Raw genomic sequence first — 25,220 nt, forward strand, 5'->3', positions numbered from 1 at the left:
CAGTAACCAAACCAACTTCTTCAATCGCATCTACCAACAGACCGCCTAAAAATAACAAAAAGACCTCCTATCATGGAGATCTTCCCGAATGATATATTTATTCTTCAACACCAGTTGACACAGACCCAAAAAAACACCCACCAGCCAAAGCTAGTGGGTGTTTGATGAAACGAATTAAGCTTCCTTGGCAGATTCAGTGATCACGCGGATCGCTTTCTTCACTCCAATATCATGCTTCAACATGTCATCAGAAAGCGCACGACGAACGGCGTCTTCTTCCATGTTGTATTCGCCGGCAAGGTCTTTGACTTCTGCGGCGATTTCGTCTTCAGAAGGCACGATCTTTTCAGCAGCAACGACGGCTTCAAGGACCAAGTTCGTCTTGACACGGGTTTCAGCGTCAGCGGCGAATTGCTTCTTCAAGTCTTCTTCTTTGGTGCCAGTCAATTGATAGTACATGTCTGGGTTGATGCCTTGGCGTTGCATGTTGCCAAGGAATTGATCCATTTGGTTGTGTACTTCAGAGTCGATCATGGCTTGTGGGACTTCAGCGATTTCAGCATTTTCAACGGCCTTGGCAATAGCTTGTTCTTCCTTGGCGTTGTCAGCGGCTTCAGCTTTTTTTGCAACGAGTTCGTCTTTGATCTTGGACTTCAATTCGTCTAAGGTATCAACGTCTTCGTCTAAGTCCTTGGCAAAATCGTCGTCTAAATCAGGCAATTGCTTGGTTTTGACTTCGTGGATGGTCGTTTCGAAAACGGCATCTTTGCCTTTGAGGTCTTCTGCTTGGTAATCTTCTGGGAAGGTGACGTTGACCGTCACATCTTCGCCAGCTTTGTGACCAACTAATTGGTCTTCAAAACCTGGGATGAAGGAGTTTGAGCCAAGTTCCAACGAATAGTTCTTGGCAGAACCGCCATCAAAAGCCACACCGTCAACCGTACCAGCATAATCGATGGTAACCGTGTCGCCATTTTCTGCAGCGGCGTCTTCTTTAAGGACCAATTCAGCTTGGCCTTCGCGACGCTTTTGTAATTCTTCTTCAACGTCAGCTTCGGAAACTTCGCGGTCTTGCTTGTCGACATCTAAGCCTTTGTAATCGCCAAGCTTAACTTCTGGCTTCACGGTAACAGTTGCTTTGATGACCCAAGGTTCGCCTTCGTCCATTTTGTCGACATCAATTTTTGGTTGGTCAACTGGTTCGATAGCCGCTTCGTCTACCGCTGCTTCATAAGCATCTGGTAAAAGAATGTTCAGCGCATCTTCGTATAAAGCAGCTTCACCGTACATGCGGTCAAACACTGTGCGAGACACGTGGCCTTTACGGAACCCAGGAACGTTCAGGCTCTTTTTAACGCGGTTGAACGCTTTGTCCAACCCTAATTTGATTTGTTCTTGTTCGATTTCAAAAGTCAACACGCCATCATTGGCGCCTTGCTTTTCCCATTTTGCAGCCATGCTGTACCTCCGACATAGTCATTTCGTATTACATACTTAACCATGATACCCAATATCAAGCGGTTTGTAAACGAAAAATGCTAATCTACCGCGGCTTCCATCAACCAATCGCGTTGCGGATCGTTGCCAACGACAAATGCATGGACCCCAACTTTGTGAAATCCGCGCTTGGCATAGAAGGCTTTGGCCGGTTCATTGTGCTCCCACACGCCTAAGGCAATGATCGGCTTGTGAAATTCTTTCGCCATGTGCACCGCATGGTCAAATAATTGACTGCCTAAGCCTTGGCGTTTGTGATCGGGCAAAATATAGATCCGCTCTAACTCCAAAGCATTGTCGGCTTTCACATCAGGCGTCAAGGCGTGATCGATGTTGAGTTTCAAATACCCTGCCGGCGTGCCATCAACAGTCACAAACCAAAACGTGGTGCCTGGGGTGTGCAATTCTTTAGTCAGTTGCGCTGGTGAATACGCCGTGTTGAGAAATTCTGCCATATCGTCTGGCGCAGTGTTGGCATTAAACGTATCTGCGAAAGTGACGCGCGCGATATGTACCAGTGTGGGAATATCAGGATCTTTGACAGGAACGATTTGAATGGTTGACATGATCATTGCTTCCTTCTTTTTAATATTGGCGCTTGCCACCGTTTTTAACGAACTGCCAATCATGGTCGACATTTTCAACCATTGTTGCCAGCAGTTGTGTCAACGTGGCGATTTGCTCAGTAGTCAGGTGTTTGGTGGCCATGGCCAGCGAGTAGGCATTTTCGCGGCGGATCGGGTCATATGCCTTTTGGCCGGCAGCCGTGGCGTATAAACGTTGACGCTTGGCATTATGAGGATCAGGATGTTTTTCCACCAACCCTTGCCGACACAACTTGGCGACACTGCGCGCCACCGTTGCGCGATCGACTTTCAGCTGGTCGCCTAATTGGGCTTGGATGATGCCTGGGGTTTCCACGATCCGCACCAAATACAAATATTGCCCTCGCGTCAAGTCTACCTCGCGAAATTCAATATTTGAAATACTGTCCAAAGCCCGGGCGATCACGCCGATTTGACGTAACGCATCCATCTCCTCACCTCCAATACAAAAAGTATACGAGCGACGTGTTGCAATTGCAACATGTTCTTGACCAAAAGAAAAAGCCCTAGTTCAGGACTTTCTCATCGTCACCAATTTGATGACACTGGCAGCGCTGTGCCACAAAGACATCAGCACCACCACGATCGCGATGACCACCAGCAGCCAATTGTGAGCTTGTACGCCTAGGGCCATCACCCAGCCCCAAAGTACCACTGCCGCTAAATAGGTCAGGAGATCAATCGTTGCTTTTTGCCGCGGAGATCGTTTTTGAGCCACGATCATTGCCAGCCCGATCACAATGGTCCCAATCCCGACCACTATCAGCATCGTGCCTTCCTCCTTGTGTGTTTGATCACGGTTGCGTCAATGGCTGGATCGCGGTGCTGTGTGGCGCGATGCTCAGCGGTTGGATCACACTCGCCCACTGACTTGGCACCAAATGCGTGTCACCAACTTTAGGGTCTAATTGGATCTGGCGGTCAGTGGCATTGAATCCCACTAAGATCGCTTGGTCATTGAGATAGCGCACGATCCCGAGTCCTTCGCCATCAAACATCACCGAAAATCCAGCACGGCCTGCAAACAGCGGGTCGCGACGCTGTTGCCAAGCCTTTTGATAGGTTGAAAAAAGCGCTTGATCGATCCGATCCCAAGGGTAATATTTGCGGTTTTGCGGATCAACGCCGCCAAACAACCCGGCTTCATCCCCATAAAACTGCACCAAATTGCCTGGCAAACTCGCCCATAGCGTGAGCAGTTGCGCCAATTTTTGCCGATCTTCACCTAGTGCGGTCAACACCCGCTTGGTATCATGGGTGGAAATGCTGGTGAAGTTATACGCAAATACCTCAGGCGGATAGTTTTCTTTCAGGGTTTCGATCTGCCGAGCAAAATTTCCTGGGGTGATCACACCATTGACATAATCCAACATCAATTGGCGTTGCGGATAATTCATGGCGCCTTGGAGTTCGTGACCTTGCAAATACGGTCGACGTTTGGCATACGCGATTTTATGCGAGGCGTCTTCCCAGACTTCCCCGATCAATACCCGATCAGGAAATTGATCCAGCAATGCGCGGATCTGGCGCAAGAAATCATCTGCCAGCTCGTCGACGACATCTAAGCGCCACCCGTCAACGCCGAGTTTGGTCCAATAGCCGATCACCGAATCGACGCCACCGGCAATGAACTCGTGAAACGCTGCAGATTCTTTTTTGATGGCAGGCAGATCTTTGACGCCCCACCAAGCTTCATAGTCATCTGGCCAATGCTTGAACGTAAACCATGGTGCATAAGGACTCGCCGGATCTTGCGCCGCGCCAACATCTTGATAATGGCCTAACGCATTGAAATAGCGCGAATCGCGGCCAACATGATTGAACACCCCATCTAAGATCAAATGCATTCCGCGCCGATGCAACCCAGACACCAGCGCTTTGAAATCTGCCAAAGTCCCTAACATCGGATCGATGCGATAATAATCTGCCGTGTCATAGCGATGATTAGACGCCGCTTCAAAAATCGGACTGAGATACAACGCATCAAAACCCAAGTGTTTGAGCCAATCGAGCTTAGCGGTGATCCCAGCTAAATTCCCGCCATAAAAATCCCACCTCACCACTTCGCCAGTGGCATCTTTGACATAATACGGGTCATCAGACAACTGCCCATATAAAAAGCTGTTGGGTTTGGGATGGTTGATTTGACCATCTGGATTCCCGTTATTAAAGCGATCGACAAAGATATGATAGATCTGCGCATTTTTGTACCAATCCGGCACGGTTTCAAACCGATCGACGACGGTCAGTTGATACCAAGGCGCCGCGTCAGGATCGCGATACACTTGCCCGCTGCCACCAAAGCCGCCGGCCACAGTGCCGTAAGTCACTTGGCCGGTGTTGGTTTCCACCCGAAAAGCGTAATACCATAACCCTTGGGTATCCGGCGTGATGGTCGCCAGCCACTGTTGTCCCAGTGGCTGCATCACCACCGCTTGCATGTCGCCATCAGCTTGTGACACCAACAAAGTTGCCACTTTCGCTTCTGGGGCAGTCAGCTTAAACGTCACTGGAGTTTGTTTCAACAAGGCACCCGTGGGCGTGCGATCGACAAAGGAGTCATAATGCATTTAATCGCCTCCATGTCCCACAGGCGTCGATGGCAGCACATCCCAGATCTCGCGACCATAGCGGGCCACGGTGTAATCTGCGGAAAATTGTCCAGAAGCCGCGATATTTTTCAACGCTGCTTGCGCCCAAGCCATCGGGTCTTGCCACAAACGATCGAGCTTGTGCGAGGCTTCAATATAACTATGAAAATCTGCCAACACCAAGTAGGTATCGTTATAAACCAGTAATTCATCTTGGATCTCGCGGCCTTCAGTGACGATGTTAGGGATGGTGCCGTCAGTGAGCATATCCACGATCCGGTGCAACACCGGGTCCGCTTCATAAACGGCCCGCGCAGAAAACTGTCCGCTGGCTTTAAGTTGCGCCACTTCAGGCGTCGTCAAGCCAAACATCGCCATGGCATCTTCACCAGCCGCGTCTTTGATCTCAATATTGGCTCCATCTAGCGTGGCCAAGGTCAAGGCGCCATTAGCCATCAGCTTCATATTCGAGGTCCCAGACGCTTCCGTGCCGGCCATGGAGATCTGTTCGGAAATATCGGCAGCGGGAATGATCCGCTCCCCTAAAGACACGCCGTAGTTTGGCAAAAAGGCCACCGCCAATTTGCCTTGGCAATCTGGATCGTTGTTCACCAAATCAGCCACCGCATTGATCAAGCGGATCACCGATTTGGCGTAGCGATAACTTGGCGCGGCTTTGGCACCAAAAACATGCACGCGGCTAGGGCGGTTTTCACCCTTTTTGATCGCTAAGTATGCTTCCAAAATGCCAAACACATGTAGCAGCTGCCGCTTGTAGGCATGCAGCCGTTTGATCTGCACATCAAAAATCGCGTCAGTCGACACTTTGATGCCTAATTGATTGAAAATGATCGCGGCTAATTTTTCTTTATTGGCTTTTTTAACGGTGTGCAAAGCTTGTAAGAATTTCTCATCATTTAAATGCGCTGCTAGTGGCAACAACAAGCTAGGATCATTGCGCCACTTGGTATCAATAGCCGAGTCGATCAGCGCAGACAATTCCGGATTGGCGATTTGGACCCAGCGTCTTGGCGTGATGCCATTGGTTTTGTTGTTGAAGCGTTCAGGAAAGATCGTATACAAGTCTTTTAACACACTGGATTTCAACAACTCACTGTGGATCTTGGCCACGCCGTTGACTGCGTGGCTGCCGATCACGGCTAAGTATGCCATGCGCAAATAGCCATCAGCGATCGGCGCACAGCGCTGGATCAACTCAGCGCCAAAACGCGGCGTATAAGTTTCACGAAAGCGCCGATCAACTTCTTGGGCAATTTGATCCAAGCGCGGCATCAAGCGCGCAAACATGTCTTGTGGCCAAGTTTCTAACGCTTCAGCCATTAAGGTGTGATTGGTGTAACTTAATGTTTGCACCGTGACTTTCCAAGCGTCTTCCCAACTCAACCCACCATCATCTAACAACACCCGCATCAATTCCAACACAGCCATCGCCGGATGGGTATCGTTGATATGAATGGCGACAAAGTTTGGCAGCAAATGCAAGTCATGATGAAACCGCCGAAAATGCGTAATGATGCTTTGGATCCCCGCTGAGGTGAAGAAATATTCTTGGCGCAAGCGCAATTCGCGCCCAGCAGTATCTGAATCGTCAGGATACAAGATCTGCGTGATCGCATTGATGCGGGCTTTTTCATCCAAACTATGGGTGTGCCCAGGCACTGGTTCGGCACTCCACAAGCGCATGGTATTCACCACTTGGTTGCGGTAGCCGACCATGGCGATATCATAAGGCACTGCCAGCACGTCATCCGTATTTTGATATACCGGCTCTAATCCGCCGCCATCAGCTGGCGTCAAATACACAGAGCCGCCAAAGCGCACGATCACGGCGCGATTTTCTTTACGCGTTTCCCAAGCATAAGGATCGCGCAGCCAGTCATCTGGTAACTCCACTTGATACCCATCGACAAATCGCTGGGTGAACAACCCATATTCATAGCGGATCCCATTGCCGTTGCCGGCCATCCCATCTGCGGCCATACTATCTAAAAACGCCGACGCCAAGCGGCCCAAGCCCCCGTTGCCTAACCCAGGGTCGCCTTCTTGGGCATAAAGGGCGGAACTGTCGATCCCCAGTTGCGTCAAGCCGGCTTCCACAGTGTCTTTGATCCCTAAATTCAATAAATTTGATGCCAACAAACGCCCAGGGAGAAACTCAATGGAAAAATAATAAACCTGCTTTTGCTGGTGGTGATCATAGTCTGCCTTGGTACGCGCCCAGTTTTTGGCGTAATAGCCTTTCACCCAAAACGCCAGCACTTGATATTGCTGCATTGGTGACAGATTTTCCAGCGAGTCGGCAAATAAATGTAAGGCTTCTGCTTGAAAATCAGCAATGAAGCGTTTTTTTGTTAATCCCATAAATTAAGCTCCCTTCAAAAAAAGATGGCGACTGGCGCCACCTTTTAATTGCATCACCACCATGACACTTGTGATGCGCATGTTCTTGCGTGCAGGCCTTAGTTCAACAAATTCTGATACCCTTGCAAATAATCTTGTGCCGCATGGACCCAATCAAAGTCTTTGGCCATGGCAGTTTGTTGCAAGTGGGCAAACGCTTCTGGCGCGTTGGTATACACATCAGCGGCGCGGGTCAAAGTTTGCGCCAACACGTCGGTATTGTATTCCCAGAAACTAAACCCATCACCAGCGCCAGTGGTCGCGTCATAGGCCACCACTGAATCTCGCAAGCCGCCAGTTTCATGCACGACTGGCAAAGCGCCATAGCGCATCGCCATCATTTGTGCCAAGCCGCTGGGTTCAAAAGCACTCGGCATCACGAAGAAATCTACCCCGCCATAAATGCGCTGAGCCAAGGCCACGTCAAAGCCGATCTTGGTGGCAACTTTGCCAGCATAGCGGGCATGTAAGTCTTCAAAATGCCGCTCAAGATCCTGATCGCCAGTGCCTAAGATCACGATCTGCATTTCCGTGCCAGGTAAGATCTGGTTGAGTGCGTCGACTAACAGATCCATGCCTTTTTGTCGCGTCAAACGCGACACCACCCCAAACAACGGCACGTCAGTTTGCGGCAAGCCAAATTCTTGTTGCAACGCTAATTTGTCTTGGACTTTGCCAGACAGGTCTTCAGCAGAGTAATTGGCGTACAAATGACTGTCAGTTTGCGGATCATACAACTTGGTATCGATGCCATTCAAGATCCCGCGCAACTTCCAATTTTGCTTGCGCAAGGTGCCATCAAGGTGTTCGCCAAAAGCTGGCGTTTGGATCTCACCAGCGTAACTAGGACTGACTGTGGTGACTAAGTTAGCGAAGTTGATCCCACCTTTGAGATAATTTACCGACCCGTCTTGAATAAAGCCGTCGTCATTAGCAAACTGACGGCCGATGCCGAACACGTCTGATAAAATCGACTGTGGGAACCACCCTTGAAACTGCAAATTGTGAATCGTCAGCTGGGTCTTGATCCCAGCAAGCGTTTGGATCCACTGATATTTATCCGCTAACAGCACTGGAATAAAGGCGGTATGCCAATCGTTGACATGTAAGACATCAGGAATGAAGTCGATCACTTGCAGCATTTCAATGATCGCCATTTGGAAAAACCCGAAGCGTCCGCCATCATCCCATTCCCCATACAACACGTCGCGGCCGAAGAACTCTTCATTATCAATAAAATAATACGTGACGCCATGCAGTTTTAACGTCAACACGCCAACATATTTTTCTTGAGAGCCAAATTGCAGCGAAAACCGCGCCAAAGGCCGCAATTGCTCGCGGTAGCGATCGGGAAACAGCTTGGAATACATGGGCAAAACCACACGAATATCCACCCCTGCTTGACGCAATGCTTGCGGCAAGGCATAAGCCACATCCCCTAAGCCGCCGGTTTTGTAGAAAGGCACCCCTTCTGCGGCAGCAAACAACACTTTAAGCATTGGCTGACCCCTCCACTTCACTTTCGCGGAACACGGTTTGATTTTTGCGCAACACGATCGGTTTGTCAGGCTTGCCCACGATCGTCAAATTCGGCCCGATGACCACGCCTTTATCCAAAATCGCATATTTGACTGTCGAGCCAGTGGAGATCTTTGAACCTTGCATCACCACCGCGTGATCGACTAACGCATCATGATGGATCACGACGTTACGAAAGACCACCGAATCGCGGACAGTGCCTTCGATATAAGTGCCAGTGCCTAACAGCGAATTCAACACTGTGGCGTCTTTGGCAAAAAAGCTTGGCACTTCATTTTTGCTCTTGGTCAAAATCGGCACACTAGATAACAGCAACGATTGGAAATTCACATCATCAAGCATTTGTAAATTGGCGTCGTAATACCGTTGCAGTGAATCGATCCGCGCCAAATATCCAGTGTATTCAAAGGCATTGGCATTGTTGGCCAAGACGTAATCCCGCAACAATTCTGGTAAGCGCCGGAAGACATGACTTTGCGCGGCGTCATCTAACAGATCGATCAAATCACTGGTCGCTAACAAATAAATATCCATGAAACTTGGGATCTCGGCTTGGCCTTGATCATCATGGCGTTCTTTGCCTTGAACGATCGCACTGGCAGTGCCTTGTTCAGACAAACTCAAGGTCCAATCTGTTGGCCGGATCTGATCTAACGGTAGTTTTTTATAAACGGTGGTGATGCGGTTGTCGCTGGCTTTGTGATAATTCAAGATCGCATTCAAATTCACATTCGCCACGTTTTTGGCGCCCATCACCACGGTATATTTGGACCCAGAACCGCGCAGGAATTGGGTGTAGTTCTCATAATAACGCGCCCGCAACTCATCATTTTGATAATCGCGCGTGGCAACATATGGGAATAAGAACACCCCGCCTTGGATCAGATCCAAATTCCAAGCTGCCCCTGAGCGAATGTGGTCTTGTACTGAGCGTTCAGATTCAGGCATGAACAAGCCCACTGAGTGAATATCAGCCGCAGTGATCGCCGACAGCGGAAAATCGATCAAGCGATACCGCCCAGCAAAAGGCAAGGTCCCGATCGGCCGATGTTGTGTTAATGGTAACAATTTGTGCACGTCTTCGTTTAAGTCGATGACGGCAGCCATTTCTCCTTGTCTCATGCTTTCTCCTTTCTGCCGACTACTTCACCATAGCCGATCACTGCAATATCGTCTGGTTTGCCGATCACTTCACCGTTATCGCCAACCACCGCATCTTCGCCAATAATGGCATGATCGATCACCACGTTTTTGCCGATCACGGCATTGGGCATGATCATGGAGTCGGTGATCGTTGAGCCTTCGCCAACTTTAACATTTTGACTTAAGATACTGTGCTCAACCGTGCCGGCCACATACGAGCCATCAGTGACCATGGAGCGTTGCACTTTGGCTGACTTGGTGAAAAACATCGGCGGTAGCGCTTCGGTTTGGGAATAAATGCGCCAGTTGCGGTTGGTGATGTTCAGCGGATTATTCGGCGATAAGAATTCCATGTTGGCTTCCCACAGCGATTGGATCGTGCCCACATCTTTCCAATACCCATGAAACGCATAAGCAAAGGTCGGCTCGTTGTGCGCCAAGTAAGCGGGGATCACATCTTTGCCGAAGTCTTCCATTTTGCCATCTGTGGCATAAGAATCGGTGAGATATTTCTTTAACGGTGCCCAATCGAAAATGTAGATCCCCATGGAAGCCAGATCGGATTTAGGCTTTTCGGGTTTTTCTTCAAAGGCAATGATGCGATCGGTGTCATCAGTATTCATGATCCCAAAGCGGGTGGCTTCTTCTAGAGACACTGGCATCACCGCCACGGTCAAGCTGGCTTTTTTGGCTTTATGAAACGCCAGCATCCGCTCATAATCCATTTTGTAGATGTGATCGCCTGATAAGATCAACACATACTGGGGGTTGTACGAATCGATGTAGGCCATATTTTGATAAATGGCATGCGCCGTGCCTTCAAAGAACTTCTCGCCTTCAGAACTGGCATAAGGCTGTAAGATCGTGACGCCGGCGCCACGTTCATTCAAGCCCCAGCTGGCCCCATTTTGCACATGGCGATTGAGTTCTAGTGGTTGATATTGGGTGATCACGCCAACTGTGTTGACACCAGAGTTGGACAAATTACTCAAGGTGAAATCGATGATGCGATACCTGCCGCCAAAAGGAACCGAAGGCTTGGCGGTGTTTTTGGTCAACTTGCCTAGCCGCGTGCCTTGCCCGCCAGCTAGGATCATCCCTAACATTTCAGTGCTCATGTGTTTCCCTCCTGATCTTTTTTGGGGCGATCAATAACGCGCTCATCGCCGGCAGTACCACGACCACGCGATCGGGTTGGCCATCTAAAGGCTCGCCGGTGGTATGCAACGTGCGCTGCAAGCGGCGCCAAGTCCCGCCGAAATGATAACTTTCTGTATTTAACACCACATCATAATCGCCTGATGCAGGCACCGCGATGGGATAATTTTGAATTTCTTGGGGGACTAAATTCAATACCACCAAGGTGAAATCATCTGTCGTGTTGCCTTTGCGGATATAGCAAAGCTGCTGGGGCCCGTCGCCTTTGGTCACTTGCATACCACTGGGATCATGGTCATTGACCCACAAGCTGGGGCGCTTTTTGTAAAGCTTGTTCAAGGTTTTGGTGAAATTTTGCATGGCGGCATTCATGGGGTCATCTAAATCCACCCATTCTAAGGCACTGTAATCGCGCCATTCCAAAAACTGCCCCCATTCGCCGCCCATAAACAGCAGCTTTTTGCCTGGGTGCGTCATCAGCCACACCAACATCACCCGCAAGTTGGCGAACTGATTGTAGCGATCTCCTGGCATTTTATGCATCAGCGACTTTTTGCCATGCACCACTTCATCATGGGAGAATGGCAAAATAAATTGTTCGTCGTAGGTATAGACCCAAGAAAACGTCAATAGATTCAAGTGAGCTTGTCTTTCGTAAGGATCCATTTCAAAATAGGTCAAGGTGTCATTCATCCACCCCATGTTCCATTTGTAATTGAACCCTAAGCCGCCCATGTCGATCGGCGCAGACACTTTGGGAAACGCAGAAGATTCTTCAGCGATCATCAACGCTTCTGGGTGCGCGGCAAATACCGCGGTGTTGAGTTTTTTCAAAAAAGCTTGGCCTTCAAGATTGTCGCGGCCGCCATTGACATTACGGTCATTTTCTTTGCCAGCGTCATAGTCCATGTACAACATATTGGACACGGCATCCACGCGCAAACCATCTAAATGACATTGACTTAGCCAATACATGGCACTGGAGATCAAAAAACTTTGGACTTGCGTTTTGCCCAAATCGAAATTCCAAGTGCCCCAGCGCACATTGTCAGCGCGATGGGGATCTTGATATTCAAACGTCGGGGTGCCGTCAAATTGGGCCAAGGTATCGGTATTGCGAATGAAATGCCCTGGCACCCAATCCATGATCACCCCTAAACCAGCCTGGTGTGCGGCATCAACAAACCCTAAGAAATCTTGCGGTGAACCAAAGCGACTAGTCGCCGCAAAGTAGCCCATCAGCTGATACCCCCAAGACGCATCAAGCAAATGTTCCATCAACGGCATCAATTCGATATGGGTATAGCCCATTTGCTTGACATAAGGGATCACCAACTTGGTCAATTCTTGATACGTCAAATAACTGCCATCTTCATGACGTTGAAACGAGCCTAAATGCATTTCGTAAATATTTAACGGTCGCGAGTAGATCGGCTGGCGCTTTTGTTCAGCAAGCCACTTGGCATCTTGCCAATCATGTTGGGGCAGATCACACAACTTCGCCGCAGTCCCAGGCTTTTTTTCAAAGGCAAAGGCGTAAGGATCGATTTTTTCGATCACTGAACCAGACTGGGTGGTGATATGAAACTTATAAAGTTGCCCTGTGGTCCCTTCATGTTGCCCTAGCCAACAGCCAGTTTCGCCGATCGGGGTCAGTGCCACTGGCGCCCAATCCGAAAAGTCTCCGACCACTGCGACCCCAGCTGCATGTGGGGCCCATACCAGAAACTGCCAAACGCCTGGGCTCACAAGATGCGCGCCAAAGCGTCGATAACTTTGATAATCTTCACCACGTCCAAACAAATACAGCCATGGTGACAGTGTTTCATCCATCGACGTCGCCTCCTTTGATGCCGCTTACACGCTAAGTATAGCACGATTTGTCAGAGTTCTCGCCACTAAAGATTATGATATTTTTTCCCAAAATTTATCACCCAACCCCTTGATTCAACCGGCGATTTAGTCGGCTTTTAGAGATTAATTTAAACATTAATGGCAAATGTTTAAGCGCTTACATTACCAGCCTGAATTCCACGACTTGTCGAGTGCCATTAACCGATAATTAAACGCGAATAATTTGATGATCGCGATATTTTTCACAAAGCGAATCCCATTTTTCAACGTATTTTCAAAATCACTGACTTTTGCGCCCACAAAAAAAGGCAAGACAGTAACTGTCTCACCTTTGATCAGTTCACTTAGGCTTCAGCGATCGCCGCGACCATCGCTTTGGTGTAATCCCCGACGGCTTTTGGCGCATCATTGCTTTCTTGGGCCAATTGAACGATCGCTGACCCGACGATCACCCCATCAGCCACTTTGGCCAAGTTCTTAGCTTGTTCAGGCGTATGCACCCCAAAGCCGACACATAATGGCGCATCGGTGACTTGGCGCAAGTCTGCGATCAGATCATCCAAGTTTTGGGCAAAGCTCGAACGCTGCCCAGTTACGCCTAACGCCGACACGATATAAATGAAGCCAGTGGCGTAACGGACCAATTTTTTCAACCGCGGCCCAGACGTTGGGCTGACTAACGGGATCAAGTCAACATGATGCTTTTGCGTAAAGGTCAAGATCTCATCGGCTTCTTCTTCTGGCAAGTCTGGAATGACCAAGCCATCCACGCCAAGTTCTTCACACCGTGCACAAAACGCGTCATAGCCATATTTAAACGGAATATTGGCATAAGTCAAAAACACCAGTGGCACATTGGTATGTTCGCGGATCGCTTTGACGATATCAAACACCCCTTCAACGGTGATCCCACCGGCAAAAGCGCGCAGCCCCGCGGCTTGGATCACCGGGCCATCGGCGATCGGATCGGAAAACGGGACCCCAAGTTCCACGATGTCAGCGCCATTGTTAGCCAACGCTACCACTTGCGCGACAGTGGCTTCAGCACTTGGATCGCCAGCGGTGACAAATGGAATAAACGCTTTGTGATTTTCAAAGACAGCTTGTAATTTACTCATGAACATCAATCCCCCGATAAGCAGCAACTTGGGCCACATCTTTATCGCCACGACCAGACAAGGTGCAGATAATGATTTGATCCTTGCGCATGGTTGGCGCAAGCTTCTTCACGTAAGCGACGGCATGGCAAGATTCGACTGCGGCAATAATGCCTTCTTCTTTGGCAATGTATTCAAACGCATCCACCGATTCGTCATCAGTGATCCCGACATAATGCGCGCGACCAGAGGCATCCAGCGCCGCATGTTCTGGTCCGACGCCTGGGTAATCCAAGCCGGCGGAAATCGAATAAACTTTGGCGATCTGCCCTTCAGTGTTTTGCATGAAAATCGACTTCATCCCATGGAAAATACCTGGGGTCCCAGTTTCCAGCGTGGCCGCAGTGTGGCCGGTGCCAACCCCTTCGCCAGCAGCTTCAACGCCATAAAGCGCGACTTCAGGATCATCGATGAAATCCGCAAACGACCCGATGGCATTAGACCCGCCACCAACACAAGCAACCACTGCGTCTGGCAGGCGGCCTTGGCCTTCAACTTCTTGCAGCTGCTTTTTGGCTTCTTTGGAGATCACTGACTGAAATTCATGGACCATGGCCGGATAAGGTGCTGGACCCATGGCTGAGCCGATCACGTAAAAGGTGTCATCAGGATGCGCTGCCCAGTCTTGCAACGCCGCGTTAACGGCATCTTTTAACAAGCCTTGCCCAGAAGTGACGGCATTGACTTTAGCCCCAAGCAACTCCATACGATAAACATTGAGCTTTTGGCGTTCCGTGTCTTCTCTGCCCATGAACACTTCACATTTCATGCCAAACAAAGCAGCGATCGTGGCAGTGGCCACGCCATGTTGGCCAGCGCCAGTTTCGGCGATCAAGCGCGTTTTGCCTAAACGCCGTGCCAATAACACTTGGCCGATGACGTTGTTGATCTTATGCGCGCCAGTATGATTCAAGTCTTCACGCTTTAAGTAGATCTTGGCCCCGCCTAAGTCTTCGGTCATGCGCTTGGCGTAATACAGCAGCGAGGGCCGATTGGCATAGTCATTCAGTAAGCGATGAAATTCTTGATAAAAGCTAGGATCGTTTTTCGCGTTTTCAAAACATTCAGTCAGTTTGTCTAAGCTGGCCATTAAGGTTTCTGGCACATATTGGCCGCCGAATTCCCCAAAACGATTATCGATTTTTTCTTCCATAGTATTAAAGCTCCTCTTTGATCGCACGCACTGCTTGCACAAATGCGTGCACTTTATTGGCATCTTTGTGGCCATTGGTTTCTAAGCGGCTGGACGCATCAACGATTTGCGGATGCACGACTTTGATCGCGGTTTGGACATTGTCACCATCAAGCCCGCCAGCTAACATCAGCGGTTGCTCGACGGGTGGCAAGTCGTTCCAAGATAAGGTCTCACCAGAGCCATCCCCGGCATCCAACAACGCGATATCGGCGACAGTACTTGGTGCCGACACATCGATGCGCGAGATCACCATCAAGCCAGCTTGTTGCAGCGCGAAAATGGTTTTTTTGCGGCTGACGCGATGCAGTTGCACCGCATCGATCAGTTGCGCTTGATGCAAGCGGATCAAATGGTGCACGTCTGGTTCCACTACCACAGCGACTTTGCAGATCGTACGGTCCAACGCTTGAGTCAGCTGTTGCAGCTGCTCGTCTGACACATGATGGCGCCCACCAGCTAACACAAAGCCGGCGTAATCAGGATGCTCTTGATTGATAATGGCAATATCTTGCAGGCTGGTTGACCCGCATACTTTCACTTGCGTCATAAGACCGCTTCCTTATATTGCTGAATGATCGCTTGTCGATCAGGCGCGCGCATAAAGGTTTCGCCGATCAACACGCCATTGATGCCGTGTTGTTGCAATTCTTTGAGCTGAGCGGCTTCATGGATCCCAGATTCAGCTATCACTTTTATGTCTTCAGGGATGGCTTGGCGCAATTGTTCAGAGTGATGGATATCCACGGTGAAATCGCGCAAGTCACGATTATTGACGCCGATCAAGCGCGGATGGACTGCCAACGCGCGCTGAATCTCAGTTTCGTCGTGGCATTCTACCAGGACTTCCAACCCCAGCGCCGTGGCTAATTGATAATAATCATGTAGCTGTTGATCAGATAAGATCGCCACGATCAACAACACCAAGCTGGCGCCATTGACTTTGGCTTGATACAACATGTACGGATCGATCACGAAATCTTTGCGTAACACTGGTTTGCTTGACGCTTCAGCGATGGCTTGGAGAAATTTCAACTCCCCTTTGAAATAATCTGGCTCAGTTAATACGCTGATGGCATCTACGCCAGCTTTGGTGTAATCGTCAGCGATTTGTAAAAAAGGGAAATCGGCGGCGATCAAACCTTTAGAAGGCGACGCTTTTTTCACTTCAGCGATGATGCCGAAATGATCATTGAGTCCGTCGATAAAACTGGGTTTGTTCAAGGATCGAAAAGCGGTTGCTTGTTGTTTTAAGGTGGCTAGCGGCACTTGTTGTTTTTCGCGTTTGATGCGCGCGCTGGTGGCTGCCACTAAGTCGTCTAAGATCATGCGCTGACCTCTTGATTAGAGGCTTTGACCAAGTTGTTCAACAAGGCTGTCGCTTTGCCCTGTGCAATGGTTTGCTTGGCTAAGGCAATGCCTGTGGTGATGGTATCCGCTTTGCCAGCGATGTAAAGCGCCACCCCAGCGTTAAGCAACACGGCATCGGTTTTAGGCCCAGGGTTGCCAGCTAAAATGTCGCGGGTGATCTGCGCATTTTCAGCCGGGGTCCCACCAACTAGATCAGCTTTGGCTGCGTATGCGAAGCCATAGTCTTTAGGATCGATGGTGCGAGCGGTAATGGTGCCATTGTCGATCACCAACGCGTCGGTTTTGCCAGTGGCAGTGACTTCATCCAACCCATCTTCACCATGCACCACCATGCCGCGGCGGACGCCTAATTGGATCAACGCATCAGCCATTGGCTTCATCAAGTCTTCGCGGTAAACGCCAAGTAATTGATAAGTCGGCTTGGCAGGATTTGCCAGCGGGCCGATCAAGTTGAAGATCGTTGGAAAGCCCAGCAACTTGCGCGTCGGGCCGACAAAACGCATCGCGGCGTGATACTTTTGGGCAAACAAGAAGCAAGCGTGATATTGATGTAACAAGGCTTCAGAAGCGGCAACTGAGGCGTTGATATTGTAGCCTAAAGCTTCCAACACATCAGCGGCACCAGATTTAGAAGAAGCGGCACGGTTACCATGCTTGGCAATATCAACCCCGGCGGCGGCGATGACAAACATCGACGTGGTGGAAATATTGAAAGTGTTGGCATGATCACCACCAGTACCGACGACTTCCAGCACTGGTTCTTCAGGATCAAATTTGGTGGCGTTGCTGCGCATCGAATCGGCGGCGCCGGCAATTTCAGTGGCAGTGGCGCCTTTTTCGGCCATGGCCGTTAAGTAACTGGCGATCAAGCTAGGATCCACTTCGCCATGTAATAATTCGTTATGTGCGGCTTTGGTTTCTTCAAAAGATAAATCCAGATGGTTCACTAAATGTGCGATCGTTTCATTTAACATAAGAGATTCCTCCTAGGAAAGTGTGAGTGTCGGGTCAACATTTGCTAAGAGTTGCCATCGTTTGGTCATCATAAGCGTCACCTGTTTTTCATAGAATACAAAAAATCCGCCCATAAACAGTCATGCTGTTTAAGGACGGATATTTCCGCGGTGCCACCTTAATTGGGTATCTCAAAAAGCTTATACCCCCACTTGGCGAAGAGCTATCACTCTCCCGGTAACTGACGTATACCTCACGTACACCCTGACTCGTTGAACAACTTTTGGGGCGTCCCTCGATGGTCCATTTAATCACCTGCGTTCCACGGCATTCCCAGCAACGGCCGCTCTCTGTGCGTGCACAATGATCTTGATCTCCATCTCAACGGTTTATGGACGAACTTGTTTTGTTGTGAATAAGATAATCTCTTTCTCATCTTTTGTCAACGTGTTTTTAATTATTTTTGACAGATTCACGTCAAATCGCCACCTTTTGTCAAAGGCCACCGACCTGACCAATTAAACGCGATGCGCCGCATTCAACCAGCCACGACGCTGTTTGCTTTGATTTAGCGAGCCGGGCGTCATCGCTACCGATCACCATTTCAAGCGCCAAAAAAACACCAGCCAAAAATTTCTGACTGATGTTTCGTTGATCATGATTCGTGACGTTCTGCTTTGTCTTTGGCAATAATGGTTTCACCCACACGCCGCATGATCCGCAACAATTCATGCGCATCATGCTCCCCTAACATGTTGACCCAATCATAAAAGCGTTTATGGATCACTTTGTTGAGGCGGGCAGTGACTTCTTCGCCGTGATCAGTCAACCGCAGATACAACCGCCTGCGGTCAACGGCATCGCGTTCTTGCGTGATCGTCCCTTTATCCAATAGCGTTTTGATCTGCCGCGAAATGGCAGCTCGGGTCACGCCACGCTTTTTGGCGATTTCAGATAACCCTAACTCTTGTCCAGCCGCCAGATCGCGCATGATCAAGAATTGTTCAAATGAGATCCCGTCAGCTTTCATCGGCTCAGAGATCAAGTCACCGACGTACTTAAACGCTTTAAAGTAGACTTCGATATATGCTTCCAACAAGTCGGTTTCGGCCATCTGATATTCCCCCTATTGGATATAGCGTATCACATTTTAGTCGTTTTCGCTCGTGTGATTCCAATTGGCTTGTAAGCCCACTGCTGGGATCATCAAGATCAACGATAACAAGGCGACGATCACTAAGACAAAGACGCTAGAAACCACGGTGCCACCAGCGATCCCGCCGGAAATCGCTTCTCGATAGCCATTGATCGCATAAGTCATCGGCAAGAATTTCTGGGTGCTTTCATAAAGCGGGCTGATGGTTTGCGCTGGGAACAACCCACCGGAACCACTCAGCGTCAGCAACCCTAATGCGATGAAGATCCCCACGCGATTGAAGGCCAGATTCAACACTTGCGTCAAGTACATCGCCGACAACGCGAATAAAATGGTCATCGCATAAAAGCCGAAGACATGTGCCACTGGCAAGCCGATCACCAGCATCAAGGTCGCTTCGACTAATGCCGCTGCAACTGCTACTAACGTCCCGATCAAGACTTTCCCACCGAGCCAAGAGAGCAAGCTGGTGCCATCGCCATCTTGGCGCTTCATTGGGTAAGCGAAGTTGAAGATAATGATCGCGATGAACAAGGCTAACGCCAAGACATAAGGCGCTAAGGCGGCACCATAGTTCTTCACATTGGTGTATTTCTTTTGGACGTCTTGAGAAGGTGCCGCAAACATCTTAGACGTGAGTTTCGTGAGCTTCGTTGCGGCAACTTGTTGATAGCCATCATGTAAGCCTGAAGACAATTGGCTGGTGCCATCAGTCAGTTGTTGGTTATTGGCGACCAGTTGACCGGAACCAGACTTCAATTGCTTGACCCCAGAGGCCAGCGTTGGCACTTGACTGTTCAACTGGTTCAACCCAGTGCTTAAGCGTCCTGCACCATCGTTAAGTTGCCCGACACCAGAAGCTAAAGTCGGCACACTGGCATTTAAGGTGTTCAAGCCAGCGGATTCTTGTACCGAACCGTTGTACAACTGACTGGCACCACCGCGCAATTGCCCAGATTTCGCCGTCAATTGACTGCCACCATTATTCAATTGCGCCACGCCTGAACTTAACGCCGGCACATTGTTTTTCAGTTGATCTAAGCCATTTTTCATTTGCGTCAAGGCTTGGTTCAAACTCATGTTGTCCATCGTCGCTGGAGTTTTATCCACATTGACCGCATCATTCAAATCAGCTAACCCTTGATCCAGTTGCGTCACTGCATCTTTATACGCGGTATGCTTGGACACTTCAGGGTTGCTCATTTCATCGTTCAACGCAGTCAGCGACTTGGAGAAGGTTTGTAAAGCTAAGATCAACCCAGTTGGATCACCTTCTGCGTCATAAGTTTTGTTACCCAATGAAGCTTTGACGTAATTCAAGTAGCCTTTGGCAGTTTGATATTGCGTCGTTGATGCCGTTTCTTCTGCGGTATACGACGTTTTGAACTTGGCCAAAGCCGCTTGCAAAGCCGCTTTTTGCGTCGGATCAGTGGTTTGACTGATCGCCGTTTGCAAAGCGGTGAAATCAGTGTTGGCAGTTGTTTTAGCCGTGTTGGCGGCTTTTTCAAAATGATACAGCGGATAAGCTTTGGAACCCGCCGGCAAGCCGAGTTGTTCGGCAGTGACCCCAAAAGTTGAAGGATCCAAGCCCATATCGATATTCATGAACGCAGAACTCATCAACGTGTTTTGGGTCTGCACGGTTTTCAACAACTTGGCCATTTTGGTGTTCATTTGCGCGATGGCATCAGGCAGATCCGGATTGCCATTGCGTTGCGTTAACGTGTAATACTTCAACGACTTGATGCCATCATAAAGTTGTTTGATGCCTGCCGCCATCGTGACGGTTTTAGGATTTTTGGCTTTAACGACTTTTTCGTAGATGCCATTGATCCCAGCATCCAGTTGGTTGACACCACTGGCCAACGTCGGCACTTGCGCATTGAGTCGGTTCAACCCGCCAGCCACTTGATCGACGCCGCCAGTATATTGACCCAAACCACTGTTCAACGTTGATAAGCCGCCTTTAAGTTGCGCGCCGCCATCAGTCAATTGACCGACGCCACTAGCCAACGTTGGTACTTTGCCTTGCAGCTGACCCATGCCGTCTTTAAGCTGGGTCCCACCATCGGCTAATTGTTGCACGCCAGAAGCCAAAGCTGGCACATTGTCATTCAATTGCGTTAAGCCGCCATTGACTTGGTTGACCCCATCGGTATATTTCAAGATCCCGGTGTCTAACTGCTTCGCACCAGTCGCCGCAGTTTTGAGCTTGGTGCCAATGGTTTTGATCTGGCCGAACAATTCATCCACAAAAGCCGTGGTGACTTTTTCTTTGATCTGACTGTTCAACCGATCGACCCCAACTTGGCTGATGATCTCCGAAACATAGTTCAACGAACCGTTTGTTTCGTATGTAAGCTTCATCTGCTTGGGGTTGGCATCCAGCACCGTCGCCGCATCTTTGGAAAAGTCCTTAGGGATCGTCACCACGGTGTAGTAGCGATTGTCTTTGAGCCCTTTTGCGGCTTTTTTAGCACTGACGAAATGCCATTCCAATTGGTCATCATCGTGCAACTTGGCGACAGTATCAGCGCCTGCTTGAATGGTTTTGCCTTGCAGCGTGGCAGGTTCATCTTCATTTACCACCGCCACTGGGATCTTGCCAGTATTGCCATAAGGATCCCAGGCACTGGTCAGAAAGCAAAATGAGTAAATGAATGGAATCAAGATCACTGCGATCATTGCCCACATCAACCCTTTATGCGCCATGATCGTCTTTAATTCTCGCTTGATCACTTGCTTGTCAACTCCTTCAGTTGTTGGTCGTTACCCTTCATGGGGTGACGTGTTGATGGCATAGATTGTATATGCCATTAACATGAAATTAAATATGCGACTTTTCCCGCAAAAAGTCAAGAAAAGTGTGTATTTTACGCATAAATTCCCAATCTCATCGGGTTTTTCCCCACAAAAAAACGCCACAACTTGACCTGAAGTTGTGACGTGAAGTTAGAGTTGACTATTTTTAAACGGATCTTCTGGTGCTTGGGCATCAGCCAAACTTTGCAAATGATCAGCTTCTTCTGGCGTGATCGTCGGCAGATCGATGCGGAAACTCGACCCATGGCCTAAAGCAGAATCAACCGACACTTCGCCGTGATAGCTTTCTACTAGTTGTTGGGCGATGGACAAGCCTAAGCCATTGCCGCCTTTTTCACGCGAGCGCGCTTTATCAACGCGGTAGAAGCGGTTGAACACACGTTGGCGGTCTTCATTGGACAAGCCTTCGCCAAAATCTTGTACGGCAATGGCGACCCCGTCCGTATTCGTCGCTGCCGATACATGGATCTCTTTGCGCGTGGTCGAATATTTCACCGCATTATCCAGCAAAATGATCAACACTTGTTCCAAGTGGTTGCGATACATTCGTACCCAAACCGGTCCTTGCAAGTCATTATCCAAAATGAAAACAAAGTCTGGATGGATCATGGTGAAGTCGTTGACGACTTGTTCGACTAATTGGTTGAGATCTACCACGGCATTCGGAAATTGCACATCGACTTGATCCGCGCGGGTGAGATCAAGCATTTCTTGGATCAGTGACTTCATGCGCGTGACTTCTTGCAAACTGGCGGCCAATGATTCATCCAACACTTCCGGATCATCTTTGCCCCAGCGATTCAACAGTTGCAAATGCCCTTCCAAAATCGCCACTGGGGTCCGCAATTCATGCGAAACATCGGTGACAAACACTGCTTGTTGATCGATGAAGCGCTGAATACGGTCCAGCATGCCATTGAATTCATTGACCAAATCGCTGAGTTCATCATTTTGCTTTAATGTGGGGATGCGCACTTCAGATTGCGGTTCGTCATTGACCACGGCAATGGTTTTGGTGATCGAACGGATCGGTTTTAAGAAGCGGTTGGACATGATAAAGCCCATCAACAAGGACACCAGCAAGGCGACGCCACTTAAGATCAAGATCATGTTCATCAACCGGCGCATGGTGGCATGCGTTGCTTGCATGCGATCGGTGATCTGAACATAACCTAAATGTTTGCCTGTGGTACTGGAAACGATCGGCGCAGACACGATCATGCCGTTAAAGCCGCCTTTATTGACCATTTTGTATGTGGTGGTTTTGGTTTTGATCAGCGGTTGGTCTTCACTGCGCGTACTGTACAATTCGATGCCGTTATTGCCATACACAGCCAGCGACACATCGGCGCGAGAAAGTTTTTGGATCACCGAGTCAGCAAATACGGACTCGTCATTGCCGCCAACTAATGATACCCCAGTGCCAGCGCTGGTTTGATAATCACTGCCGTCTACTTCAAGCAATGGGGAGACATTATCCACGGTGAGTTTAGAGGCGATTGGGGACAATCGCTGCTCAACGGCGCTTAACGTGTCTTGCAAGGTGCGCTGTTCTTGCGACCTCAAGATCCTGCCAGTCGCACCATAAAGCACCATTGAAAACACCAAAAACGTCACGAAAATGCCGACCCCTACCACCGTCGTCCATTTGACGGCTAGCGGTAAACGGCGTTTGGGTTTAACTTGTGGCTCAGAAATCACGAGCGCATGACGTAACCGGTTCCCCGAACGGTTTGGATGTAACTTGGTTCGCCGGCGCGGTCGATCTTGTTGCGAATGTAGCGGACATAAACATCGACGACGTTGGTTTCAACATCAGAGTTGTAGCCCCAAACTTTGGACAACAAAACGTCCCGTGCTAACACCACATTGATATTTTCCATTAAAGTCAATAATAATTCGTATTCACGCTTGGTCAATTCGATGATATCATCGCCACGACGCACCACGCGATTTTCTTTTTCGATGGTCAAATCACGATAAGTCAACGTGGTTTGCTTAGCTGCGTTGTGTTCGCCTTCGATGCTGATACGACGCAACAACGCGCGTAAGCGAGCCAACAATTCTTCAATGGCAAAAGGCTTGACGATATAGTCATCGGCGCCATGATCCAACCCAGAAACACGGTCGATCACGGAATCGCGAGCCGTCATCATAATGATCGGGGTGTTTTTAGTTTGGCGCACGCGGCGGCAAACTTCCAAACCATTCAGTTCAGGAAGCATTAAATCAAGTAAGATGGCATCCCAGTCTTCACTCAATGCAGCTTCCAAGCCAGTGCGCCCATTAAAGTGCACTGCGGTTTCATAACCTTCATGCTTCAGTTCAAGTTCGACGAAGCGCGCCAGGTTTTTCTCATCTTCAATAATTAAAATTCGGCTCATGATTGGACTCCTTTGTCATTTTCACCTATTTTGAGGCGATGACAAAACTCTCATCTTGCCGTGCCTCGTCATCTTGCTTTTCTCATGCAAAACGTTGCTTGTGCCATTGTAACACAGAATTTTTGAGCTGACTATCACAGTTATTCCTAAGAGTATTCCCCACAAGAAAAAGGAAAAGTTTCTGCTAAAATGAGTTGGCCTATACCATTTGAGATAGTTAGCCGGCTAACTATCTCCAAATATGTTATTGGTCTATTCCGATTACGACTGATTCTGACTTGTGTCATTCTCACGAACAAAAAGGACAACGATTACAGTCATCCTTTAAAACGAAATTGAGCGGAGACTAGAGCATTGGCTAATTCTTCGTCACATTTGTTTCTGAAATTTCAAGCTTTCACAAGTTGGCGACCTGATTTCTTGGTGGAAATTGCACTACCTTTAACGATACTGTCTTGAAACAGTCCGCCAACCGCTTGACTCTGGTTGACTGGAAACTTGTAAGTCACCATTTTCATCAACGCGATAAACTGCGGACAATTCTTTTTTACCGGTTTTGGCATTATCTTGATAGGCATAAACCTGCGCATAACCGTCAACAAATTTCTGCGTAAACGTATATTCAGACGCATCATAGGCGTCAGGCAGCGATTGGAGATAACTTCTGACCCAGTGTTCCATTTGGGCGCTAGTCAAATTATGTTGATCAACTGATGCCGTATTGGCGTCGCTTGACGACTCATTTGGATTGGCATGTGCTTCCACTTGCGTCTGTGCATCTTGCAGTGGCTCGATTTTCCAAGTGATGGTGTTACCATCCAGATCTTTCGTGTCCCATTGCGTCGCTTGGATGATTCCGTTAGCGATGCTCAAGGGGATACGCCAACTTCCCAAATAAAGGATATCCTGACGAACCGCGTAGGTATCCGTCCTCGCATAAAAATACCTGGCCAAGCCGCTGAGTCTCGCTTGGGTGGCGTTTTTGAAATAACCAAGTTGAGCGCCATCATGGACCGTATTTTGTGGTGCTTTATTTTCTTCCATGGCCTGAGTGACATCTTCGCCATTGAATCGCACTGGCATGATTTGAAACCCGATCCCGGTCAGATCTGTTTGAACAGTGGCTTGAGACGACTGGATGGCATCAGTGCTTGATTTCGTTGTTGCCTTTGAGTAGCTTGAATTTTGAGTTGGTTGATCAAGACGCTTAGGTGAGCTGGCCGAAGAAGTCGCTTGGGAATCTGAACCGCTATAAACATAAGCTAATCCACCAGCAATCAATGCCATGAAACCAACCACCCCAACGATCCAGAACAATCTTGCCCGCTTGTGATTCATTCCTCGATTTTCCATCCGTGATGGCATTCGTATTCAC

20 protein-coding genes are annotated in these 25,220 nt (G+C 49.0%); all 20 read right to left on the reverse strand.

Annotated elements, in window-relative coordinates; all coding sequences use genetic code 11:
• Positions 1 to 174: 174 nt before the first annotated feature.
• Positions 175 to 1,458 carry a trigger factor gene (tig, locus tag ACKTSG_RS07725; RefSeq protein ID WP_407893552.1) on the reverse strand — a complete coding sequence of 428 codons (1,284 nt, stop codon included), beginning with the start codon at positions 1,456 to 1,458 and terminating at the stop codon, positions 175 to 177.
• 80 nt (positions 1,459 to 1,538) lie between these two features.
• Positions 1,539 to 2,063 carry a GNAT family N-acetyltransferase gene (locus ACKTSG_RS07730; RefSeq protein ID WP_407893554.1) on the reverse strand — a complete coding sequence of 175 codons (525 nt, stop codon included), beginning with the start codon at positions 2,061 to 2,063 and terminating at the stop codon, positions 1,539 to 1,541.
• A gap of 19 nt (positions 2,064 to 2,082) precedes the next feature.
• Positions 2,083 to 2,532, reverse strand: a complete 450-nt coding sequence (locus tag ACKTSG_RS07735; protein WP_407893556.1) for a MarR family winged helix-turn-helix transcriptional regulator — start codon at positions 2,530 to 2,532, stop codon at positions 2,083 to 2,085.
• Between the two features lie 81 nt (positions 2,533 to 2,613).
• On the reverse strand, positions 2,614 to 2,871 hold the full coding sequence (locus tag ACKTSG_RS07740) for a hypothetical protein (RefSeq protein WP_407893558.1): 258 nt from the start codon (positions 2,869 to 2,871) through the stop codon (positions 2,614 to 2,616).
• Between the two features lie 25 nt (positions 2,872 to 2,896).
• Positions 2,897 to 4,672 carry an alpha-amylase family glycosyl hydrolase gene (locus ACKTSG_RS07745; RefSeq protein ID WP_407893560.1) on the reverse strand — a complete coding sequence of 592 codons (1,776 nt, stop codon included), beginning with the start codon at positions 4,670 to 4,672 and terminating at the stop codon, positions 2,897 to 2,899.
• Positions 4,673 to 7,075, reverse strand: a complete 2,403-nt coding sequence (locus tag ACKTSG_RS07750) for a glycogen/starch/alpha-glucan phosphorylase (RefSeq protein WP_407893562.1) — start codon at positions 7,073 to 7,075, stop codon at positions 4,673 to 4,675.
• Positions 7,076 to 7,173: 98 nt separating this feature from the next.
• Complete coding sequence (gene glgA / locus ACKTSG_RS07755) at positions 7,174 to 8,613, reverse strand: glycogen synthase GlgA (RefSeq protein WP_407893564.1); 1,440 nt, start codon at positions 8,611 to 8,613, stop codon at positions 7,174 to 7,176.
• Complete coding sequence (glgD, locus tag ACKTSG_RS07760) at positions 8,606 to 9,775, reverse strand: glucose-1-phosphate adenylyltransferase subunit GlgD (protein WP_407893566.1); 1,170 nt, start codon at positions 9,773 to 9,775, stop codon at positions 8,606 to 8,608. Before glgD ends, glgA begins: the two co-directional genes overlap by 8 nt.
• The gene (locus ACKTSG_RS07765; RefSeq protein ID WP_407893568.1) at positions 9,772 to 10,914 is read right to left on the reverse strand and encodes a glucose-1-phosphate adenylyltransferase; all 1,143 of its coding nucleotides are present in this window, start codon (positions 10,912 to 10,914) and stop codon (positions 9,772 to 9,774) included. Before ACKTSG_RS07765 ends, glgD begins: the two co-directional genes overlap by 4 nt.
• Positions 10,904 to 12,787 (reverse strand): 1,4-alpha-glucan branching protein GlgB, encoded by a 1,884-nt coding sequence (gene glgB, locus ACKTSG_RS07770; protein WP_407893570.1) that lies wholly within the window; start codon positions 12,785 to 12,787, stop codon positions 10,904 to 10,906. Before glgB ends, ACKTSG_RS07765 begins: the two co-directional genes overlap by 11 nt.
• 365 nt (positions 12,788 to 13,152) lie before the next feature.
• Positions 13,153 to 13,926, reverse strand: coding sequence for a tryptophan synthase subunit alpha (gene trpA, locus ACKTSG_RS07775; RefSeq protein ID WP_407893572.1), 774 nt, complete (start codon positions 13,924 to 13,926; stop codon positions 13,153 to 13,155).
• Positions 13,919 to 15,118 (reverse strand): tryptophan synthase subunit beta, encoded by a 1,200-nt coding sequence (gene trpB, locus ACKTSG_RS07780; RefSeq protein WP_407893574.1) that lies wholly within the window; start codon positions 15,116 to 15,118, stop codon positions 13,919 to 13,921. Before trpB ends, trpA begins: the two co-directional genes overlap by 8 nt.
• 4 nt (positions 15,119 to 15,122) lie before the next feature.
• Positions 15,123 to 15,707: a phosphoribosylanthranilate isomerase gene (locus ACKTSG_RS07785; protein ID WP_407893576.1), complete on the reverse strand. Its 585-nt coding sequence runs from the start codon at positions 15,705 to 15,707 to the stop codon at positions 15,123 to 15,125.
• Positions 15,704 to 16,486, reverse strand: a complete 783-nt coding sequence (trpC, locus tag ACKTSG_RS07790; protein ID WP_407893578.1) for an indole-3-glycerol phosphate synthase TrpC — start codon at positions 16,484 to 16,486, stop codon at positions 15,704 to 15,706. Before trpC ends, ACKTSG_RS07785 begins: the two co-directional genes overlap by 4 nt.
• Positions 16,483 to 17,502, reverse strand: coding sequence for an anthranilate phosphoribosyltransferase (gene trpD / locus ACKTSG_RS07795; RefSeq protein WP_407893580.1), 1,020 nt, complete (start codon positions 17,500 to 17,502; stop codon positions 16,483 to 16,485). The genes trpC and trpD overlap by 4 nt, the downstream gene beginning before the upstream one ends.
• 635 nt (positions 17,503 to 18,137) lie before the next feature.
• A complete protein-coding gene (locus tag ACKTSG_RS07800; RefSeq protein WP_407893582.1) occupies positions 18,138 to 18,596 on the reverse strand; it encodes a MarR family winged helix-turn-helix transcriptional regulator in 459 nt (152 codons plus the stop codon).
• Positions 18,597 to 18,632: 36 nt separating this feature from the next.
• Positions 18,633 to 21,377, reverse strand: coding sequence for a YhgE/Pip family protein (locus tag ACKTSG_RS07805; protein ID WP_407893583.1), 2,745 nt, complete (start codon positions 21,375 to 21,377; stop codon positions 18,633 to 18,635).
• 213 nt (positions 21,378 to 21,590) lie between these two features.
• Entirely contained in the window at positions 21,591 to 23,162 is a 1,572-nt protein-coding gene (locus ACKTSG_RS07810; protein WP_407893585.1) for a HAMP domain-containing sensor histidine kinase, read from the reverse strand.
• Positions 23,159 to 23,845 (reverse strand): response regulator transcription factor, encoded by a 687-nt coding sequence (locus ACKTSG_RS07815; RefSeq protein WP_056964689.1) that lies wholly within the window; start codon positions 23,843 to 23,845, stop codon positions 23,159 to 23,161. The genes ACKTSG_RS07810 and ACKTSG_RS07815 overlap by 4 nt, the downstream gene beginning before the upstream one ends.
• Before the next feature lie 441 nt (positions 23,846 to 24,286).
• Positions 24,287 to 25,132 carry a hypothetical protein gene (locus ACKTSG_RS07820; protein WP_407893587.1) on the reverse strand — a complete coding sequence of 282 codons (846 nt, stop codon included), beginning with the start codon at positions 25,130 to 25,132 and terminating at the stop codon, positions 24,287 to 24,289.
• Positions 25,133 to 25,220: the final 88 nt, after the last annotated feature.

The organism is Lacticaseibacillus salsurae (assembly GCF_045862175.1).
Classification (GTDB): Bacteria; Bacillota; Bacilli; order Lactobacillales; family Lactobacillaceae; genus Lacticaseibacillus; species Lacticaseibacillus salsurae.

Coding starts and splice junctions, on each gene's coding strand:
- tig (WP_407893552.1), bottom strand. CDS start 1,458: ATGGCTGCAAAATGGGAAAAGCAAGGCGCCAATGATGGCGTGTTGACT.
- ACKTSG_RS07730 (WP_407893554.1), bottom strand. CDS start 2,063: ATGTCAACCATTCAAATCGTTCCTGTCAAAGATCCTGATATTCCCACA.
- ACKTSG_RS07820 (WP_407893587.1), bottom strand. CDS start 25,132: ATGGCATTGATTGCTGGTGGATTAGCTTATGTTTATAGCGGTTCAGAT.
- trpC (WP_407893578.1), bottom strand. CDS start 16,486: ATGATCTTAGACGACTTAGTGGCAGCCACCAGCGCGCGCATCAAACGC.
- ACKTSG_RS07740 (WP_407893558.1), bottom strand. CDS start 2,871: ATGCTGATAGTGGTCGGGATTGGGACCATTGTGATCGGGCTGGCAATG.
- ACKTSG_RS07750 (WP_407893562.1), bottom strand. CDS start 7,075: ATGGGATTAACAAAAAAACGCTTCATTGCTGATTTTCAAGCAGAAGCC.
- ACKTSG_RS07815 (WP_056964689.1), bottom strand. CDS start 23,845: ATGAGCCGAATTTTAATTATTGAAGATGAGAAAAACCTGGCGCGCTTC.
- trpA (WP_407893572.1), bottom strand. CDS start 13,926: ATGAGTAAATTACAAGCTGTCTTTGAAAATCACAAAGCGTTTATTCCA.
- ACKTSG_RS07800 (WP_407893582.1), bottom strand. CDS start 18,596: ATGGCCGAAACCGACTTGTTGGAAGCATATATCGAAGTCTACTTTAAA.
- trpB (WP_407893574.1), bottom strand. CDS start 15,118: ATGGAAGAAAAAATCGATAATCGTTTTGGGGAATTCGGCGGCCAATAT.
- glgD (WP_407893566.1), bottom strand. CDS start 9,775: ATGAGACAAGGAGAAATGGCTGCCGTCATCGACTTAAACGAAGACGTG.
- ACKTSG_RS07765 (WP_407893568.1), bottom strand. CDS start 10,914: ATGAGCACTGAAATGTTAGGGATGATCCTAGCTGGCGGGCAAGGCACG.
- glgB (WP_407893570.1), bottom strand. CDS start 12,787: ATGGATGAAACACTGTCACCATGGCTGTATTTGTTTGGACGTGGTGAA.
- trpD (WP_407893580.1), bottom strand. CDS start 17,502: ATGTTAAATGAAACGATCGCACATTTAGTGAACCATCTGGATTTATCT.
- glgA (WP_407893564.1), bottom strand. CDS start 8,613: ATGCTTAAAGTGTTGTTTGCTGCCGCAGAAGGGGTGCCTTTCTACAAA.
- ACKTSG_RS07735 (WP_407893556.1), bottom strand. CDS start 2,532: ATGGATGCGTTACGTCAAATCGGCGTGATCGCCCGGGCTTTGGACAGT.
- ACKTSG_RS07745 (WP_407893560.1), bottom strand. CDS start 4,672: ATGCATTATGACTCCTTTGTCGATCGCACGCCCACGGGTGCCTTGTTG.
- ACKTSG_RS07785 (WP_407893576.1), bottom strand. CDS start 15,707: ATGACGCAAGTGAAAGTATGCGGGTCAACCAGCCTGCAAGATATTGCC.